Here is a 17964-nt window from a genome sequence, read left to right on the forward strand (position 1 = left end):
GCTTTTATCTAAAACTCAGAGCAATAGCTGATAGCTGACGGCTGAATGCTTGCATAATAATTATCTATAAGGATATATACTACCGTCAGGTAAAATTGCACCTTTTAGTTGAGCATCAATAAAGCTGGCATTATTGATATTAGTGTCCCGCAAGTCTGCCCCTCTTAAATCGGCATTCCAAAAAACAGTTTCTGTTAAATCAGCTCCGCGTAAATTGGCCTTCTGAAGATTTGCCCCCCAAAAGTTAGTTGATTTGAGGATAGACCTCTGTAAGTTAGCTTCTTGTAAATTAGCGCTATCGAATTCTGCTTCTGTTAAATCTGTGTTGGTAAAATTAGCTTTTTCAAGATTTGTATTAGAGAAGTCAGCATTCTGTAATACTGATCCAGTTACATTAATTTTTTTATAATTAGAATTACTGAGGTTGATATTGGAAAGGTTACAGTAAAAACATTCTTTCGATCGTTTTAAAGTTCGTGCTTGCCACTTTGTGTATGCAACTACAGGTGTAGCAAAAGCTAGTGAAACTAATAGAGTTGTGATTAATATTTTAAATTTCATTTTAGCTATGACAGCACTTTTTGAGTTGATAGCGAACATAATTTGTGAAAAAAACTGTAGGGGTTTTTTCTCCAAATTCCTCATGCACTTGAGTTTAGAGACCAAACCCCTACTTGGGAATTGGTATTACGCAGGCAAACCTAGAAACCAGGTTTTTTTTCAGAGATATCTATTAGACCTCTCCGATAATCAAAAATCGGTGGTGGTGCTGAGGAATGGTAGAGAGAGTGTGGGAGGTGTGGGAGGTGTGGGAAGTTGGTTCGTGTGGGAAGTTGGTTCGTGTGGGAAGTTGGTTCGTGTGGGAAGAAATTACAAAACTTATGTATCTTCGCCATTCCTCAGCAGGACTACCCAAAAATCAAATCAATTCTTATTGATAAATTATCAATTACTCCCCCCAGTTAAGTGTTCCCTGTTCCCTCTTTTCTGGAGATATCTATTGTTAAAAACAACGATTAATCCCAGGAACCAGGTTTCGCTTGCGTAAGTCCTAATTAGGTAATTGTCATCCAAAGAATTTTAGAACCTATAGGGAGAAAAGCGCCATACCTTAATTGTGTCATCAAAACTGCCACTAATTAATGTTTTGCCTTGAGGGTCAAAGGTTAAATTCACCCAAGCAGAATGTCCTTTAAGAGTTCCCATCAAACCACCTGTATTAATTTGCCAAAGTTTGATCGTACCGCCAAAATCTCCACTAGCTAAGGTGTCACCATCCGGACTAAACTGCAGAGATTGCACTTTCTCAGAATGACCAATCAAAGTACGTTGAGAACGCCAACTTACTCGTTGACCACTATTACTATTGATATCCCACAATTTAATCGTATTATCCCAACTACCACTAGCTAAGGTCTGACCATCAGGACTAATAGCAACAGACCACACAGGTCCTTGGTGTCCCTTCAGGGTGCGCAGCAGTCTACCATAACGCCAATCCCATAGTTTGACAGTACCATCATTGCTACCACTAGCTAAGGTCTTGCCATCAGAACTGAAAGCAACAGATTGAACTTCATCTAAATGACCATAAAGGGTATACAACAGCATACCAGTATTCATATCCCACAGTTTAATAGTTCTGTCTTTACTGACACTGGCGATCGTATTGCCGTCTGGACTAATAGCTACAGAGAAAACGTCTTTCTGATGATCGTACAAGGTATTTTTCAATCTACCAGTATAGAGGTTCCAAATTTTTACCGTGCTATCACCACTAGCACTAACGAGAGTGCGACCATCTGGACTAATAGCAACAGACCATATCGGTCCGTCATGTCCTGACAATTTACCCAAACTTTGCCCGCTACGCAAATGTAATAGTTGAATAGTGCCGTCTGTACTACCACTGGCAACAATTCGACCATCAGGGTTAGTTGCGATCGACCATACTGGACCGGAAGTTGTTGCCAAAGTTCGTAGTGGAGAAAGTCGATCTACTATTCCTGTAGGTGGTGGTAGAGACGGGAGCTTAGTTGTGTCTTCTATTTTAGGTTGAGGTAAACTTGGCTCTAACTTAGGAATAGTCCTAGTTCTGGAGGATGAAAATGATGGCTCAGGTTTGGGAGATGGTACGCGAGAACTAATAACTAATGATAAGAGAGCGATCGCTGCTGCTCCCCAAATGGTTACACTCCACTTTGGTTTTTGCAGTAGAACATCTGCTGGTGTAGGTCCGTACTTGATATCTTTAATAACTTCTGCTACGGACTGATATCTTTGACGATGGTCTCGTTGCACCATTTTATCTAAAATGCGACCGAGATATCTACTAATGGGATGTTTTAAATAGTCTCGCCATACCCACTTTTCGGCTTTAATATCAAATAGTTCAAAGGGTGAAACCATTGTTAATAGATGGAGACAAGTTGCACCTAAACTATATATGTCACTGTTGGGGTAGACTTTTCCCTTGGTTTGTTCTGGGGCAGCATATTCAGCAGAACCATTAATACTTCCTATTGATAATAAGTCTCCATTGGTAGATATTGTTACCCCAAAATCAACTAAAACAAATTCTTGAGTATTTGTTCCTGGTTTGGTTCGACAAATGATATTTTCTGGTTTAATATCTCCATGAATCAAGTGATGGTCGTGGATAAATTCCAAAACTGGTAATAATTGATTCAATATTTGCCAAATTTTATTTTCACTAAAGACACCATCTTCTATAAGTTCTGTGGCCAGATTTGAGCCTTCAATATATTCTTGTACTAAATAACGGTGGCCATCATATTCGACAGATGCTAATACTTCCGGAATCTGGGGATGTTTGCCGATTTTGTCTAGCTGCACTGGGTCACAGCTAAATGTCGGCAGAATTTCTTGACCCTGAAAAACTAGGTCTTTTCTGTCGTCTAGGTTGACAAATTCTTTAATAATACACGGCGGTTTGGAAGGTTTGTCCTGGTCAATGGCTAGAAATGTATGGCTCCAGACACTTTCACCCAAGGGTTTGATGACTTGGTAGCGTTCTTTGAGTATAGGTGGACATTTGGATATTCCCCCTATTGTCTCATTTTGACTGACAATGTTTTTGTCAGCATCTTCCGGATTCTGGTTGTGAGGATTGATGCGATGATTCATAATTAGATATTAGCTACAACTGGCAGAAGCTCCACACCATTTGCAAAGCATAACCTAAGAAAAGGCAACATCGGTGTGGGATGAATCCCGACCTTAACTATCCAGTGTAGCTTGATTTTCTTATATACTTTTTCAACAAGGAATAAAGTTAGGGAGTTTGGTAGCTCTGTCAATTTAGGCGTGGGGTGGAAAAACGACGTATTTGTTTGAATAAACGTGGTGAGAGTCATTCATTTACTCCAAAATCTTAGCGGTGTTGACTTTCCCTATTTTGATGATCGTAAAAATATTAGCAAAACAACAAAAAATATGGGATGTTAACAAGTGTTGCTTTATCCCAATCAAAATCTTTTGGCCATATTAAAATATTTGTGTGGCGAGGCGAATAAAGTATTCAATTGTTCTGTTTATTATGCCCGACAAGTTTGATTTAAAGAGAATAGATTTGTCACTTAAAGGAAACTTCGGCAGATGAAATGGAACTTGCATTTTAATGTAATGTACGCCTAAGCGTACCTAACAAATATGCAACGGTATTGTTAAACTTTTAGAAGTTTTAAACAACTACTTAAACTGTTTGGAAAATTTGAATTAGCCAATCAACCAAAACCTCCTAAATATTGCAAACCATGTCTATTTACCAATGGATAATTGATAATTAATCCCCAAAGGTTTAAAGCATCTCCTAAAAATTGATGATTTATAATTAATAATTATGCTCAAAAATAATTATCCATTATCCATTTTTTATTATAGGGAAGCTTATTAGGCGAGGTTTATATAAATCTGCTGTGTTTTTTTTGATTAATGCCGACTGCAATGGTGCTGCAAATATTCTCAGGAAAGTATCTGGAAGACTTAAGTTAAGCTCAACTTAAGTCAACTAAGTAGAGGTGCATTGACAACGCCTCTAAGACTTCGATTTTGGAATACTTAAGAATCTGCGTCTCTCTAGAGCGCAGAGTGTCAAAGAATATAGTTACGTCATCACAACTAGCAATAAAAAAAACTATTCCATAGCGCTGGTTTTTGTAGTTACGTTTTGCTTAATTCCTAACCAAACTCTAGATGTATTTCACGGGAAATTGTAAAATATTTATTGTGGTATAATTCAATCTATGGTTAAATATTTATCATTTCATCAAGAGAGAGAAATATTATATATTATAAATTAGGATAATTCGGTATTTCAGTTTAAATTCATAGCAACTAATAATTAATTATGCCCCTAATCCGAATCAAAAAATCTTGGGAAATTCCTGAAACAGAAATTACACCAGAAAAAGTTTATTTAAACCGCCGTCGGTTTATGAAAAATTTAATCGGTGCTGGTCTAAGTGCTACTGCTTTATCTACTCTTACAAATTGTGCTAGCAACTCAACAACATCTCCAATTTCTGAAGCAGTAACTTTACCAAATATTAGCAAATTTACATCTAATCCTAACTTTTCTCAAGTTGAAAGACCAATAACTGATGAAGTTTTAGCCACAACATATAACAATTTTTATGAATTTGGCGGTACTAAATCTATTTGGCAAAATGCTCAAGCTTTACCCACAGAAAATTGGAAAGTCGAAATTACAGGTTTAGTCAAAAATTCTCGTATTTATGACATAGATCAACTACAAAAAAAGTTTCCTTTAGAAGAAAGAATTTATCGATTTCGGTGTGTTGAAGCATGGGCAATGGTAGTACCTTGGCTTGGTTTTCCTATGAAGTTATTAATGGCAGATGTGGAACCAACATCAAAAGCTAAATATGTTCGTTTTACATCCTTTTATAACCCACAAATTACTAAAGGTCCGGGTTTTTGGGCAGGTGGTTATCCTTGGCCTTATACAGAAGGTTTAAGAATAGATGAAATGGCTAACGAATTAGCTTTTTTTGCTATGGGAATGTATGGTAAATCATTGCCGAAACAAAATGGAGCGCCCTTAAGAGAAGTTATTCCTTGGAAGTATGGTTTTAAGGGGGCAAAATCTATTGTAAAAATTGAATTTTTAGAACAAAGACCTGCAACATTTTGGAATACTTTGGCAGCAAATGAATATGGTTTTGAAGCAAATGTTAATCCTCAAGTTCCCCACCCTCGATGGTCACAAGCAACGGAAAGAATAGTCGGTGAAGGTGCTAGTTGGTCTTGGGAAAAACGCCCGACTTTACTTTACAATGGTTACGAAGAATATGTTGGTAGTCTTTATAGTTAAATAGGGTTTTCTATGGAATGCTTTTTAGCAAGCATTCCTTCTTCAGATATTAGCAAATGGTATATTTTAGAATTTTAACCCCTGCAAAAATATGCTTTATACAAAATGCTTACAATTATTAATTCTGATTCCAGAGATTCATAATTAATGCTATACTGATAAAAAATTTCTAGTCAGATAACTATTTCTTTTATATGGCAATGCAATTAAAAGTTTCATCTATTGCTTGTAGTGGATGTGCAGATACTATTACTAAAGCAATCAAAAATCTTGAGTCTGAAGCTGATGTCCAAGTGGATGTGGAGCAAAAGCTAGTTACAGTAGAAACCAAAGCATCTGAAGAGTCCATTAAGCAAGTAATTACTGATGCTGGACATACAGTTGATAATGGATAATGGATAATGGATAATTACCTCTCCCTTTTAGGGAGAGGATTGACTAAAAGGAAAAAATTGATTTTTTTCTCCTTAAAAGGGGAGGCTTTCAACCTGAATTATTTAATTATTTAATTATTAATTATTCGCTAAAAATTAAGACTGCTAGAGTGCTTAATGTTCCGTGGGTTAAGGCGTAGTGCGGGCCGGAATGCCCGCAACGATTTTCGTTCCGATTCATAATTATTGCCACCTCACTCTCCCCACCCTAAGTCTGGGTTTAATATTCCTTTGATAAACACTCTCTAAAACTATAATTAATTGTCACATTTTGCCTAACTACTACTCTTGATCGAGAATATTTCTTTGGTTAATTTAAGGGTAAACTTCTTCAGACCGACTCATAAGTTTCCATAGCATTTTCGTAGGAAAAACTAAGTCAGAAATTACTTTAGACTTATTGCAGAAGTCAGGGAATAGGGAATAGGAAATAGAGGGATGAAATTGTTGATTTCATCTCTTAAATTGATTTAATTAAAACTTTTGCCAGAGGTCTTTTGAACTTATAAATTTTAAATTTTAAATTTTAAATTTTGAATTCATTAATGGTGATGGGCAAACAGACAAATAAATAGATTTGGGCGTCGTTATCTTTAAATATTTCTTGATTGCCAATTTCCCATCACCAATAGTTAACTTTAATTAATCTTCCATACTATCTATACTGAGGGGTACTAATTCGCCATTAGTCGTAAATCCTAATAACATCGCTTCACTTGGTCGTATCACTTTCCCAGTAAGTACACATCGTTCCTCTTGTTGGGCAGTTGCAGCTAAACTTGCTCGAATATCCGAATGGGATAATTGTGGCCGATAATCGCCAGACTTTTGCTGGACATAGGTCCAGAGGATATCTCGAATCAGAGCTTGATAGCCTTTATTATTGGCCAGTCTTTTGAGACTATCTTTTAACTCCCTTTCTAGACGAATGCTAGTAACTTCCATCTCAGTAGTTGAGGTTTTGGGAATTGTATACATGATTTTTTTCTCCTTGATTTTTACCTAGACATATCTGTAATATTAGTGTAGTATAAAAAAGGTAAGATTTGAAACCCACTTTTTGAGAGCTTTTTTGTGAAATTTTTATTTACCCAAATCATCGATCGGTCAAAAAGCAACCTATTCAAGGGTTGTACGACTACTTTATGGCTGAGTTTGGGAAAAATAATATTTGATGAAATTCATGGAAGAGATTTTGCCATTGATTATGGAGGCTTAGGATTAATCGAAAAAATTAATAATATTTTTCAGATTGAATGGCCAAAGCTCGGGTCAAGTAAATTCGGAAGGGGAACGTACAGACCGAAAATATCTGTACATTAAGTTAGACTAAAAGGTATAAATATCTTTTCTCTAGCCCCCGCTTCCGAATAAACAGAAGCAGGGGCTGTTACTTTTTAGATAGGATGAAGAAATTAAAGAAATAAAGTGAACCTTTGAACTTGGACAATCAATTTATAAACCAGTCGCTATAAAAAATCTAAAATTTTAAATTAGGAGGTAAAGCAGTGACCAGCATAACTCAAGTATTAAACCAATCTGTAGTAGTATTTTCTCAGAATTACCTACCAATGACCCGCGTCAATATCAAGCGGGCGATCGCTCTGTTGGTGGCTGGCAAAGCTGAACCTCTAGATTTTGATAATGAAAGTGGCTGGCCTGTCCGTTCTCCTAGTTTGGTCTTATATGTGCCTGAACAAATTCGCCTGACGATGGCCTCCCAAGAACGGGTATGGAAAGTTCCTCCAGTCAACCGAAAGGAAGTATTAAAGAGAGATAATCATCGTTGTCAATATTGTGGTGCTACTAAACGTTTAACCTTAGATCATGTAATTCCTCGCTCGAAAGGCGGTAAACATACTTGGGATAATGTAGTTACGGCTTGCGATAAGTGCAATGCTTTTAAAGGTAATCGTACTCCTACTGAAGCAGGGATGAAATTATTACATCAACCGAAGACACCAATACATCCGACTATTGCATTTGCTGAACAGTTCTGGCGCGAACGGCAACACAAGGTTTAGAAGTTCCTATTTTTTCGCAGGAGAAGACCTGAAAAGTTGTTTATAAGTTTCGTTAGTTCTAGTGAGGTAACTAGAGCTAAATTCTGATGCCGTTATTTAAGAAGAGAATGGTTGGGAAATAACCAAGTTAGAAGTCAGAAATCAGTAGGGGCGATTCGCTTGCTCGCCCGTACAGAAGTTGTTTTTGTCACGGGGATTTAAGCTTCCTGCCAAAAACATTTCGCTGATACTGGTGGAGTGGCGCAACCCAATTATTTTGATAATCCTATAGCAGGGAATAGGGAACAGGGAATAGTTGAAAAAACATTTCCACTTTCTAGATTCATCATTAGTCGTTAGTCCTAACTAATTCTTTCTTAGCTATAGATGCCAGATGTTGCAAAAAAACTAATTTCAATAACTGCAAAGAGTTTTGAGTTTTGAGTTATAGATTAATTACTCAATAACATCCGAAGCTCTTCACATCAAAAAAGCAGTTAGCTCTCGACAATCAGATATCAGCAGGAGCAAGTTTTTTAAGGTGAATGAAGGGAATTTGAACCCCTCCTAAACCATTCGGGGATTAACCCAGAGCTGCTAAGAGCTGATAGCTGAATGCTAAAAGCTAACAGCTAGTCAAAAAAGGAGAGACGACCGGGAATGCTAAAGTTAACTTATACTGAATCTGGCTTTTATATCGAGCGTTTGGCTCAATCTCCCGAACAGTTGGTAGCACTGCGGGTAATGTTGGCTATGCGAGTTGGTCATAAAATTGTAGTTGAACCAAGTTCTGCAGCTTTTTTGCTACCTGTAAATTTACCTGAGTTGTCAATGTTGGAAGTAGCTGTACAAAAGGAGGGTGGGGAAGATGTTGCCCTTTGTGTTGCTGATGATGAATTTGTGGAAGTCAGTTTAGTAGGATGTTGGATTACTGTAGATCCAGAAGAAGAGAATGGAGTTTTTATTACTGCTTTGAGCGATCGCATTGAATTTTTACTTTTTAAGTTGTGGCAAGCAACTGAGGCAAATGCGTCCGTGAGTCAGGAAGCTAGTGATTGGTAAAATTTAGACATCTCTAGAAAAAAGTAGGGACGTTTTGCTGACGCAAAGCTCCGCTTTCCGTCAGGAAAAAGCGGAGCATTCACTATACGAAAACGCATTAATGTTCAAGCAACGTCCTTATGGAGTAGGGAAAGGAGAGGCTTTAAACCTTAATTTTTCGGTAAATAGGAAATATGTATAAGTAATAATGTAGGGATGTTCTATGAAACATCCCTACAAAAATTTCTGGCAATATTCTCTTTTCTGTCAGGAATGCGATCGCTAATTATCCAAAAGTAGTTTCAAATTTATAATTAGATAAGAGAGTCAAATTATAAATTTAACTTATTACCTCAGCAATTAAATTTTTTTATTTTAATTAAACAAGCTTCTATTTTCCCCGAATTATTACAAAATATTTCACGCACTTGCGTTATTTCAAGTGTTTGTATCATAATTTGTACATAAGGTATTTTGCCAATGTTGTGTTTCAAAGTAAAAGATTCTGTTTGGAAAAAGCTATAAGCAAGTATTTACGTTCAGCTCATCTTGAATATTCATATTTTTGCCAAAAGTGGATAATCTCAAAACGATAAATTTTAGATAAGTAGAAGTGCTTAAGTAATTATGGCTATTGACAGATGACTTATTATACGGTATAAATTTTTTCTCCAGATTGAAATAGAATATTTGAGTAATGCTCAAAAATAATAGAATCGATTTATAAATCTGAAATTGAAGGTAGTTTCTAGTGAAAAAATAATCTTACTTGAGATTTGCTAGATTAAATTTTTTGACGAGATTTTTATAATTTTTTCCCTCTTCCTGAGATTTTTTTTTCAGAGCGATCGCCAATCAAAATATCTCAAGTCAAATTACAAAAGCGATAGTCAAAAATTAGAAATTTGAAATCTAGTCAAATATCAGAAATTTAAGTGGGTAGAATAAATTGATTTATGAGATTTTTCCAACTTGTTCCTTTTTAATTATTTCTTCTTCCTTCATCGATTTATAAATCTGAAATTGAAAGTAGTTTCTAGTGAAACAATAATCTTACTTGAGTAGTCAAATACTTGAGATTTGCCAGAATAAATTTTTACCCTTGATTTTTATAACTTTTTCTTTCTTCCTGAGATTTTTTTTTCAGAGCGATCGACAATCAAAATATCTCAAGTCAAATTACAAAAGCGATCGTGAAAAATTAGAAATTTTAAATCTAGTCAAATATCAGAAGTTTAAGTGGGTAGAATAAATTGATTTATGAGATTTTTCCAACTTCTTCCTTTTTTATTCTTTCTTCTTTCCTTAATGCTATGTCTTACAGTGAATTTACTCTCTCACAACTAGAATCTGAATTTAATCTAATACTTAAGGAACGAGTAGAATTATTCAAGTCGATAGAATCTGTGAAACCTAGTCCTTTGCTGAAAGAAATTTTAGCTGAAAATATTCCTTTAGCATTAGAAATAGATACAGAAAAGGCTCGTTTCCTAACGGAATGCTCCGCAAACGGAATTGATTGTTTCTCCAATTATTGTAGAACTCAGAAAATACTTTGATCGCCAAATTAGTTTATTTTCTGGCACAGAGTTTAATGTGGATAAAAGCAAGGGATTAACGGGAAGATGTGATTTTATAATTAGTTATTCTCCGAAACAGTTAGAAATAACTGCTCCTGTCGTGACAATTGTTGAGGCAAAAAACGATAATATTAAATCTGGATTAGGTCAATGTATTGCGGGAATGGTGGCAGCTCAGTTGTTTAACCAACAAAAAAATAATCAAATTTCTTGTATTTATGGAATTGTGACAACAGGGAGTAATTGGAAGTTTTTAAGGTTGATAGAAAATCAAGTTGATATTGAAGCGGACGAGCATTTTATTGGGAATTTAGAATATCTGTTGGGAATTTTAATTTATATCATTAAAGAGGGAGTAGGGAGTAGAGAATAGGGGAAAATAATTGATGATTTCTGTATGATAATTGATTGGATTTTTGATTATTGGAGATGTCTATTGAAAATATTTGTTATGATTAATTTTTTCCTAAAATATGAGGTATTAAATTTATTGGTAAAACGATATATTAATGATGAAGCATTAGCAGAAATTTATAAATAATGCCCAGAAGCATCTACTAAATCTTTTGATGATAATTTACAAGCTATAGTTGGAGATAAAAAAAAGCAAGCTGTTAGTGGTAGAAAAATTATTTATGCACTACTGAAAAAAACTGGTTGAGAAAAAAATATTTTAAGAATTAAGAATCATCGGTTGTTGAAAAGAAAGTTTTAGGAAGGCTTATCCATAGGAGTCACCTAATAAAAACTCTAATACCATTTTCATAAAATATTGCTACAGTTACAGAATAGGAGAAAGGAGATAGGGAACCCCGAAACCAGGAAAGATAAATAGACAAAAAATGGAGGAAAAAACTTTGATTTTTACAATTAATGCAATCCATAAAGTATTAAAATGTAGGAATAAATGACAAATTGGAATGTAACAGCCTTTGCATGAATTTGGTATAAAAATATTTGGTTTCGCTTCCTCAAGCCAACCTACGGAATTTCAGATTTTTGGTTCTCACTGCTCAAGGAGGAAAAAAATATTTTAAGAATTAAGAATTATCGGTTGTTTTGAACAAAGTTTGAGTAAGGCTTATCCATAAGAATAACCTCACAAAAATTAGAAAAATGTTGGGTTTCGGTTCCTCAACCCAACCTACATAATTTCAGATTTTTGGTTCTAACTTAAGCATATTTGTAACGATTAGTTTTCTTTATTATGCACAAGAGAAACCTAACTGTAATTGACTATTTTCCTATTAATTTTGGATTATACTTAGTCTTCCGTGAAATAATAACTATCACAATGTATTCTGTAATCACCACTAGCCATATCCTCAGCAACAGATCGACGGCCTTTAGCTTCCCCAACATCCCTAGCTTCTCGAATTGCTTCCTCTGTTAAACCTCCTTGCTTGGCTCTAATTTCAGTAAGTTCTAAGTTCTGGCGTTCAGCCTCAATTCTATTTCGTCTCATTTGATAATCCTCGTTAGTCTCGTTATTGGGATAAGGTTTTTTCTTTTCACAATAATAAACTGCTGATGCCAACTCTACTTTTTTCAAAAGCTCTTGCTCTTTCCTCTGGTTTTGCATATTTGCAATACTTTCACATGATGAGCAGGAAAGAATTACCCCGACTAAAACAAATATCTTGACAATATTGAATTTATTTACGCTATACATAAAAGCAATTTTGATAGATGAACTTAGCTTAACTTTTCTTCCAGTATAATCTTTTGTTTCTAGGTAGAGCTAACGTAAAATATCCTATTAAATCTTGTATTTTCTAGACTAATACTAATATTAAAGTCTGAAAATGTCGTGAATTGTCGTGTAAAATTAAGTTATAATACCTGAAATTTAACTATATCTAGAGTTTATGAGTATTGCAGAGGTATTACAATTAGCAGATCGGTTAATTTTCGAGGGAACTGGTAAACACTTAGATGATCTTCAACAGATAGTTATTCAAGGAGTATGGCAGGGAAAAAGTTATAGTCAAATTGGAGAAGAATGTCATCGCAGTGAGAGTCGAGTTAGGGATGTAGGTTATAGATTATGGCAAATTTTATCGGAGCAGTTAGGGGAAAATGTTAATAAAAATAATTTTCGTTCAACGATAGAAAGATTATTTATAAATTCATCGTTTATTAATTTGTTTAATCATAAAAATCATCACCATATTTTTAATTTCTGTTCGCCGATATCTGAGCAACCACAACAACAACCAGATATTGAGAATAAAGTTGATTCTACATCCTACTATGAAGATTTAGGAATAGCACCTAAAATTAATTTGTTTTATGGCAGAAACAAGGAGCTAAAAATTATCCATGATTCGATATTTTTACAAAAATCTCGTTTGATTAGTGTTTTAGGATTAAGTGGAATTGGTAAAACAACATTAGTAAAAAGATTCGTCGATCTAAACAGTAAATATTTTGATGTTCTGATGTGGAAAAGTTTAAGATTTCCTCAACCGTTAAATTTGCTTTTAACTGAAATATTCAAAGATTTTTATCTGGGAAATGATAGTGTCAATCTTAATGAAGAAACCTGGAGAAAGTTTTTTAATATTTTACGCCAGAGAAAATGCTTAATTGTCTTGGATGACGTTCAGAACATTTTTACAGAAAAAGAATTTGCCGGACAGTATCAACCAGAATATAGAAATTACAAAATATTCTTGAAAATGATGACTGAGATTGAACATCAAAGCTGTTTAATTTTAGTCAGTCAAGAGAAATCTCAAGAAATGAAATCTTTAAATGAGGAATTATATCCCATTAAACTTTTAGAGTTAACAGGTTTATACGAAACAGAGCTTTTGAATCATCAAAGTTTAGAGAATCCTGAATCTTGGTCTACCTTAATCAAACTCTATGAAGGAAATCCTTTATATTTACAAAATATAGCCGATTTAATTCAAGATGTATTTCAAGGTGATGTTTTGAGTTTTGTCGAGCAGGACGAGTTGATTTTAACAGAAGATTTGAAAGAGATATTTAATTCGTTATTCGATAAATTATCGAATGTAGAACAAAAAATTATTGTGGAAATGACTCAACAAAACCAAGAATTTTCCATAGAGACTTTAAAAGAAAATTTATCTTTATCATCGACAGATTTGATTAATGGTTTACAATCTTTATCCAGACGATATATTTTACAAACAAATCCTCAAAATAAAAAAATGTTTCAACTTTCTCCAATCTTTCAAGAATATCTTAAACAAGGTAATAATTTTGATGAATGACAAAACTTTATTAACCTGAAATAATTCTACTTTTAAGAACTCAAATCTACCAATAATTGTATTAATATATGATGAGCCAAACTTTCTTAATTTCTAGTTTTGTCTGTTGAGTTATGCTCTAGGAATATATAGCAGTCGCCATTACCGGCGCAGATATTCTCAAATATACTCACAGCAAGAATGTAACTTCTAATATTATCTCTAGTTGAATAGTTATAATTAGAGCTTCGTAGTAGGGCTTGAACAATAAGTGTAGATATTGCTCAAACCCTACTACAAACAGAAACTTTTTTATCACTTATTACCCAGACATTATATAACTTCTAGCTTCTAACTTCTGACTTCGTTAACCCATCCCCGCTAAGACTCCCCTCAAAACATCCGCACTTACCTTATCTGTCAGAGTCACTACTCCTATTCCAGTCGCTAACACAAACCGCACCTTACCCGCTTTTACTTTTTTGTCCGTCTGCAAAGAAACTAAAATATCCTCAATATTTAACCCACTTGGCAACTTTGTTGGCAAACTAGCTTTTTCTATCAAAGCTAACTGTCGGCGATCGCTCTCCTCATTCCACATTCCTAACTCTACCGCTAACCGACTTGCTGCCACCATTCCAATACCTACCGCCTCCCCATGAGTCACCACAGTATAACCAGTCAAACTTTCCACCGCATGACCAACAGTATGACCATAATTCAAAATTGCTCTTAACCCAGACTCCTTCTCATCTTTTGCTACCACATCTGCCTTACTTTGGCAAGACCTAATCAAAATTTCCTCCAATAACCCTGGTGTTAAATTATTAATTTCATCAAGTCCCCGACTATTCTCCATTTGAGTAAATAATTCCACATCCCAAATTACTCCATATTTAATTACTTCTGCCATCCCTCCCCGAAATTCTCGCACAGGTAAAGTCTTCAGCACCTCTGGATCAATTAATACCAAACGTGGTTGATGGAAAGCACCGATAAGATTTTTACCTTGAGGATGATTAACTCCCGTTTTTCCCCCAATAGCAGCATCCACCATCGCCAGAAGAGAAGTCGGAACTTGCACCACATTCAAACCCCGCAACCAAGTCGCAGCAGCAAACCCAGTCATATCACCAACTACCCCACCACCAAGAGCAACCATTGTCGAAGAGCGTTCGAGACGGTGTGCTAAAGCTGCATCGTAAATATTTTGCAGAGTTTGGGGAGTTTTATATTCTTCTCCTGCGGGAAGGATGCAGTGAGAGACATCAAAACCTGCTTGTTCGAGTGAGGCGATCGCTCTTTCGCCATAATGACCAAATATTTCTGGGTTAGAGACTAGCAAGACCTTTTTGCCCAAGTTGAGGGGTTGCATTTTTGGGCCAAGTTGGTCAAGGTTGCCGGGGGCGATCGCTATTTGATATGATTTTTGGGGAAGTTGAACAGTTATGGATGCCATGAACGATTTAGGACTTTGCTATTTTGAACATTAGGTATTAAACTTAATTTTATAGTTTAATTAACCATTTTGGAGAAAAATTAATGACTGTTGAAGGAATCATTGCTTTTTTTGTCTTATTTGTTGCTTTTTTAGGTGTAGCTGGAGTTCTAATGTTTGGCTTGCGTGCTGTTAAGTTAATCTAGAACCTTGGTAGGGGTGAACGGCCTTCGCCCCGACAATATTGAAATACTAAGTATTACCATTAAGAGACTGAATGTATCAGGAAATATAAAAAGGAGATAGGGAACAGGGAACACTTAACTGGGAACAGGGAATAGGGAATAGGGAATAGGAAATAGGGAATAGGAAATCAAGACAAGTATTGAAGAGTTAAAATCAAGGGAAGATATATACCTTTCCTCCTAATCAATCTACCAAATTTCAATCTCTTGAAGTACCTTTTACTTTTAGATTTTAGTCACTCAACAACTCTCTTAAGACTTATTTTACAAACAGTTTCTAAAATAGGGTAGTCCTGTAGATGTATAGCAATCGCCAAGGAGGTTAGGACACTGCTTGCAGAACTGACTTAATCATAAGAGAACACTTCCTCTACTCTATGTCCTAATCGCCCTGACTGTTGCTATAACACCTCAAAGTTCTCACTTTAAACCTCAACCGAGAGGTTTCAAAACGCAACCAGAATAAGGTTTTATTGGGTTTCACTGATCGTTCTACAAGGGCCTAATTCTACTTCCCACGCTCCCCACACTCCTCTACTCTCCTACAAGCAAATCCCACAGTAAATCAATACTTGTGCCTAAATATTCTGAATCCTGATGTTTTTGAATCAATTGACTGACTTGGGGAAGGAGAAGGATTTTATGAGATTTTTTGCCTAATTTGCCCAAAGCACCGGCTGCCCTCCAACGCACACGATAATTCTCATCCCCAAGCATGGGTAATAGAGCATTAATTACATCCTCCGAACCATTGCCTAATTTGCCCAAAGCATCGGCTGCGCTATCATGGACATCAGAATGCTCATCGTGAAGCAGGGGTAATAGAGCATTAACTACTTCCTCCGAACTGTAACCTAATTCACCCAAAGCGAAGGCTGCCTTCCAACACATATTAGAATTCTCATCCTGAAGCAGAAGTAATAGAGTATTGATTACATTCTCCGAACTCTTGCCTAATTCGCACAAAGCGAAGGCTGTCCTCCAACGCACATCAGAATCCTCATCGTGAAGCAGGGGTAATAGAGCATTAACTACTTCCTCCGAACTGTTGCCTAGTTTGCCCAAAGCATCGGCTGCGCCCCCACGCACATCAGAATGCTCATCGTGAAGCAGGGGTAATAGAGCATTAACTACTTCCTCCGAACTGTTGCCTAAATTGCCCAAACCATAGGCTGCGCTCATACGCACATCAAAGTTCTCATCCCGAAGCAGGGGTAATAGAGCATTAGCTATATCCTCCGAACTGTTACCTAAAAAACCCAAACCCAAAGCTGCGCTTCCCCGCACATTAAAGTTCTCATCGCGAAGCAGAGGTAATAGAGCATTAACTACATCCTCGGAACTCTTGCCTAAAAAGCCCAAACCATAGGCTGCGCTCCCACGCACATCAGAATTCTCATCTCGAAGCAGAGGCAATAGAGCATTAACTATATCCTCCCAAATTTGATCGAATATGGCTACCGAATCGAATCGCCAGAAAAAAAGGGGTTCATAGTCCTTTTTTTCCAAAAGCTTTTCCAGAAACAATGGAATTACCTGATCTTTTTCTCCTAACTTGACTTGATACCCCAACAGTCGCTTCTCATCAATTAAATCCGATCGCTCTTTCAACATTTCTAAAGCTTGCTTTTCAAAGTCAGTTTCACCCAAACTACAAAGAATTTGAAAAACCTGACTGCGCACCTTATCGCCAACCTGCTCCTCTTTACTCACCTCCAACTCAACCAACTTCTCTAAAATTTCCTGCACTAACTTACTATCAGCTTTCCGCATCCCCTTCGGATTTTCTGGCAAACAATAACCAGCAAATAACAAATCCCGATGCAACCATTCCTCGTACTCGCTACCATTCTCCAAAATCATCCGAATAGCTTTTGCCGCAGCTTTAGGATTTTGTTCTACTATCAGCAATAGCAAGACTTCGCGCCAGTGAGCATCGTGCAAATTCTCCCCAATACAATTCAAAATAACTCCTAAATCATATTCATTTTTTGCCCGATATTGAATCTCTTGAGCGCACAAATATTCCTGAAACGTCTTATGCACAAAAGCATAATAATCTTGCCCCTGCTCATTCAATAAACCAGTGCGCCCCTGAATCAACTCCAGAAATCTTTCTGTTTCTTCCTGTGCTTGATACAACTTTAATTCCTTTAATTCCCGAATCTCCTGATTCAACTTTTCTATCAAGTCATCCTTATCTATTACGGTGCCACCCTCTTCATTTTTGCCAACTGTTCCCTGAGTGTGTACCCAATATGCCAACAATTCCATCAACCGTTTCAGATCGTCTATATCTAAATACTTCAGTCGCTGATGATTGCTCAACTCCTTGTTTTTATCCCAAGAAACCAACAATGTGTCTACTGCCTTTTCATAAAGTTTATTTCTTTGCTTCGGCAAAACTGCCTGATACCGATGAATCAAAGCAATAATCGTCAATAACAACGGATTCCTTGCCAATAACTTAATCCGATCGTTCTCACCCAACGCCTTTTGTAAACTTTCTTTCCACCTTTGCGCTTGCTGTGGATCTGCAAAACGACTGTTGTACCAGTTATCAAGAAACAGGGAAATTTGTTCATCATCAAAAGGCTGCATTTGATAGTGGGGAAATTCTGCTGTGTTGAAAAAATTGCGCTA

General features: G+C 36.1%; 15 protein-coding genes. 9 read left to right on the top strand and 6 right to left on the bottom strand.

Going from position 1 to position 17964, the window contains the following annotated elements; genetic code table 11:
- Positions 1-60: 60 nt before the first annotated feature.
- Positions 61-561, bottom strand: a complete 501-nt coding sequence (locus F6K40_RS15790; protein ID WP_293137413.1) for a pentapeptide repeat-containing protein — start codon at positions 559-561, stop codon at positions 61-63.
- Positions 562-776: 215 nt separating this feature from the next.
- Here F6K40_RS15790 and F6K40_RS15795 point away from each other — a divergent pair, with 215 nt between their 5' ends.
- A complete protein-coding gene (locus F6K40_RS15795) occupies positions 777-938 on the top strand; it encodes a hypothetical protein (protein ID WP_293137415.1) in 162 nt (53 codons plus the stop codon).
- Positions 939-1080: 142 nt separating this feature from the next.
- Here F6K40_RS15795 and F6K40_RS15800 read toward each other — a convergent pair whose 3' ends face one another.
- On the bottom strand, positions 1081-3147 hold the full coding sequence (locus tag F6K40_RS15800) for a protein kinase domain-containing protein (protein ID WP_293137417.1): 2067 nt from the start codon (positions 3145-3147) through the stop codon (positions 1081-1083).
- Between the two features lie 1222 nt (positions 3148-4369).
- On the opposite strand from F6K40_RS15800, the gene msrP reads away from it, so the two are divergent.
- Complete coding sequence (gene msrP / locus F6K40_RS15805; protein ID WP_293137419.1) at positions 4370-5356, top strand: protein-methionine-sulfoxide reductase catalytic subunit MsrP; 987 nt, start codon at positions 4370-4372, stop codon at positions 5354-5356.
- A gap of 194 nt (positions 5357-5550) precedes the next feature.
- The gene (locus tag F6K40_RS15810) at positions 5551-5751 is read left to right on the top strand and encodes a heavy-metal-associated domain-containing protein (RefSeq protein ID WP_293137421.1); all 201 of its coding nucleotides are present in this window, start codon (positions 5551-5553) and stop codon (positions 5749-5751) included.
- Positions 5752-6432: 681 nt separating this feature from the next.
- Here F6K40_RS15810 and F6K40_RS15815 read toward each other — a convergent pair.
- Positions 6433-6768, bottom strand: coding sequence for a ribbon-helix-helix domain-containing protein (locus F6K40_RS15815; protein ID WP_293137423.1), 336 nt, complete (start codon positions 6766-6768; stop codon positions 6433-6435).
- 530 nt (positions 6769-7298) lie between these two features.
- On the opposite strand from F6K40_RS15815, the gene F6K40_RS15820 reads away from it, so the two are divergent.
- From F6K40_RS15820 to F6K40_RS15830, 4 genes are all read left to right on the top strand, one after another.
- Positions 7299-7814, top strand: coding sequence for an HNH endonuclease (locus F6K40_RS15820; RefSeq protein ID WP_293137425.1), 516 nt, complete (start codon positions 7299-7301; stop codon positions 7812-7814).
- Between the two features lie 639 nt (positions 7815-8453).
- Complete coding sequence (locus tag F6K40_RS15825) at positions 8454-8855, top strand: alr0857 family protein (protein ID WP_293137427.1); 402 nt, start codon at positions 8454-8456, stop codon at positions 8853-8855.
- A gap of 1292 nt (positions 8856-10147) precedes the next feature.
- Entirely contained in the window at positions 10148-10393 is a 246-nt protein-coding gene (locus F6K40_RS40875) for a hypothetical protein (protein ID WP_365671619.1), read from the top strand.
- Positions 10350-10787 carry a hypothetical protein gene (locus tag F6K40_RS15830; protein WP_365671622.1) on the top strand — a complete coding sequence of 146 codons (438 nt, stop codon included), beginning with the start codon at positions 10350-10352 and terminating at the stop codon, positions 10785-10787. Before F6K40_RS40875 ends, F6K40_RS15830 begins: the two co-directional genes overlap by 44 nt.
- Before the next feature lie 891 nt (positions 10788-11678).
- Here the strand turns inward: F6K40_RS15830 and F6K40_RS15835 are convergent.
- Positions 11679-11996, bottom strand: coding sequence for a hypothetical protein (locus tag F6K40_RS15835; RefSeq protein ID WP_293137429.1), 318 nt, complete (start codon positions 11994-11996; stop codon positions 11679-11681).
- 286 nt (positions 11997-12282) lie between these two features.
- Between F6K40_RS15835 and F6K40_RS15840 the strand changes: the two genes are divergently transcribed.
- Positions 12283-13659 (top strand): helix-turn-helix domain-containing protein, encoded by a 1377-nt coding sequence (locus F6K40_RS15840; protein ID WP_293137431.1) that lies wholly within the window; start codon positions 12283-12285, stop codon positions 13657-13659.
- 346 nt (positions 13660-14005) lie between these two features.
- Here the strand turns inward: F6K40_RS15840 and aroB are convergent, their stop codons facing one another.
- A complete protein-coding gene (gene aroB / locus F6K40_RS15845) occupies positions 14006-15097 on the bottom strand; it encodes a 3-dehydroquinate synthase (RefSeq protein ID WP_293137433.1) in 1092 nt (363 codons plus the stop codon).
- An 83-nt stretch (positions 15098-15180) separates the two neighbouring features.
- On the opposite strand from aroB, the gene petL reads away from it, so the two are divergent.
- A complete protein-coding gene (gene petL / locus F6K40_RS15850) occupies positions 15181-15282 on the top strand; it encodes a cytochrome b6-f complex subunit PetL (protein WP_293137435.1) in 102 nt (33 codons plus the stop codon).
- A 573-nt stretch (positions 15283-15855) separates the two neighbouring features.
- On the opposite strand, the gene F6K40_RS15855 is transcribed toward petL, so the two are convergent.
- Entirely contained in the window at positions 15856-17922 is a 2067-nt protein-coding gene (locus tag F6K40_RS15855; protein ID WP_293137437.1) for a HEAT repeat domain-containing protein, read from the bottom strand.
- Positions 17923-17964 lie beyond the last annotated feature (42 nt).

This window comes from Okeania sp. SIO3I5 (genome assembly GCF_010672085.1).
GTDB lineage: Bacteria > Cyanobacteriota > Cyanobacteriia > Cyanobacteriales > Microcoleaceae > Trichodesmium.

Excerpts from the sequence above, each read along its gene's own strand:
- F6K40_RS15790 (WP_293137413.1), bottom strand. The coding sequence starts at position 561 with ATGAAATTTAAAATATTAATCACAACTCTATTAGTTTCACTAGCTTTT.
- F6K40_RS15795 (WP_293137415.1), top strand. The coding sequence starts at position 777 with ATGGTAGAGAGAGTGTGGGAGGTGTGGGAGGTGTGGGAAGTTGGTTCG.
- F6K40_RS15800 (WP_293137417.1), bottom strand. The coding sequence starts at position 3,147 with ATGAATCATCGCATCAATCCTCACAACCAGAATCCGGAAGATGCTGAC.
- msrP (WP_293137419.1), top strand. The coding sequence starts at position 4,370 with ATGCCCCTAATCCGAATCAAAAAATCTTGGGAAATTCCTGAAACAGAA.
- F6K40_RS15810 (WP_293137421.1), top strand. The coding sequence starts at position 5,551 with ATGGCAATGCAATTAAAAGTTTCATCTATTGCTTGTAGTGGATGTGCA.
- F6K40_RS15815 (WP_293137423.1), bottom strand. The coding sequence starts at position 6,768 with ATGTATACAATTCCCAAAACCTCAACTACTGAGATGGAAGTTACTAGC.
- F6K40_RS15825 (WP_293137427.1), top strand. The coding sequence starts at position 8,454 with ATGCTAAAGTTAACTTATACTGAATCTGGCTTTTATATCGAGCGTTTG.
- F6K40_RS40875 (WP_365671619.1), top strand. The coding sequence starts at position 10,148 with ATGTCTTACAGTGAATTTACTCTCTCACAACTAGAATCTGAATTTAAT.
- F6K40_RS15835 (WP_293137429.1), bottom strand. The coding sequence starts at position 11,996 with ATGCAAAACCAGAGGAAAGAGCAAGAGCTTTTGAAAAAAGTAGAGTTG.
- F6K40_RS15840 (WP_293137431.1), top strand. The coding sequence starts at position 12,283 with ATGAGTATTGCAGAGGTATTACAATTAGCAGATCGGTTAATTTTCGAG.
- aroB (WP_293137433.1), bottom strand. The coding sequence starts at position 15,097 with ATGGCATCCATAACTGTTCAACTTCCCCAAAAATCATATCAAATAGCG.
- petL (WP_293137435.1), top strand. The coding sequence starts at position 15,181 with ATGACTGTTGAAGGAATCATTGCTTTTTTTGTCTTATTTGTTGCTTTT.
- F6K40_RS15855 (WP_293137437.1), bottom strand. The coding sequence starts at position 17,922 with ATGCAGCCTTTTGATGATGAACAAATTTCCCTGTTTCTTGATAACTGG.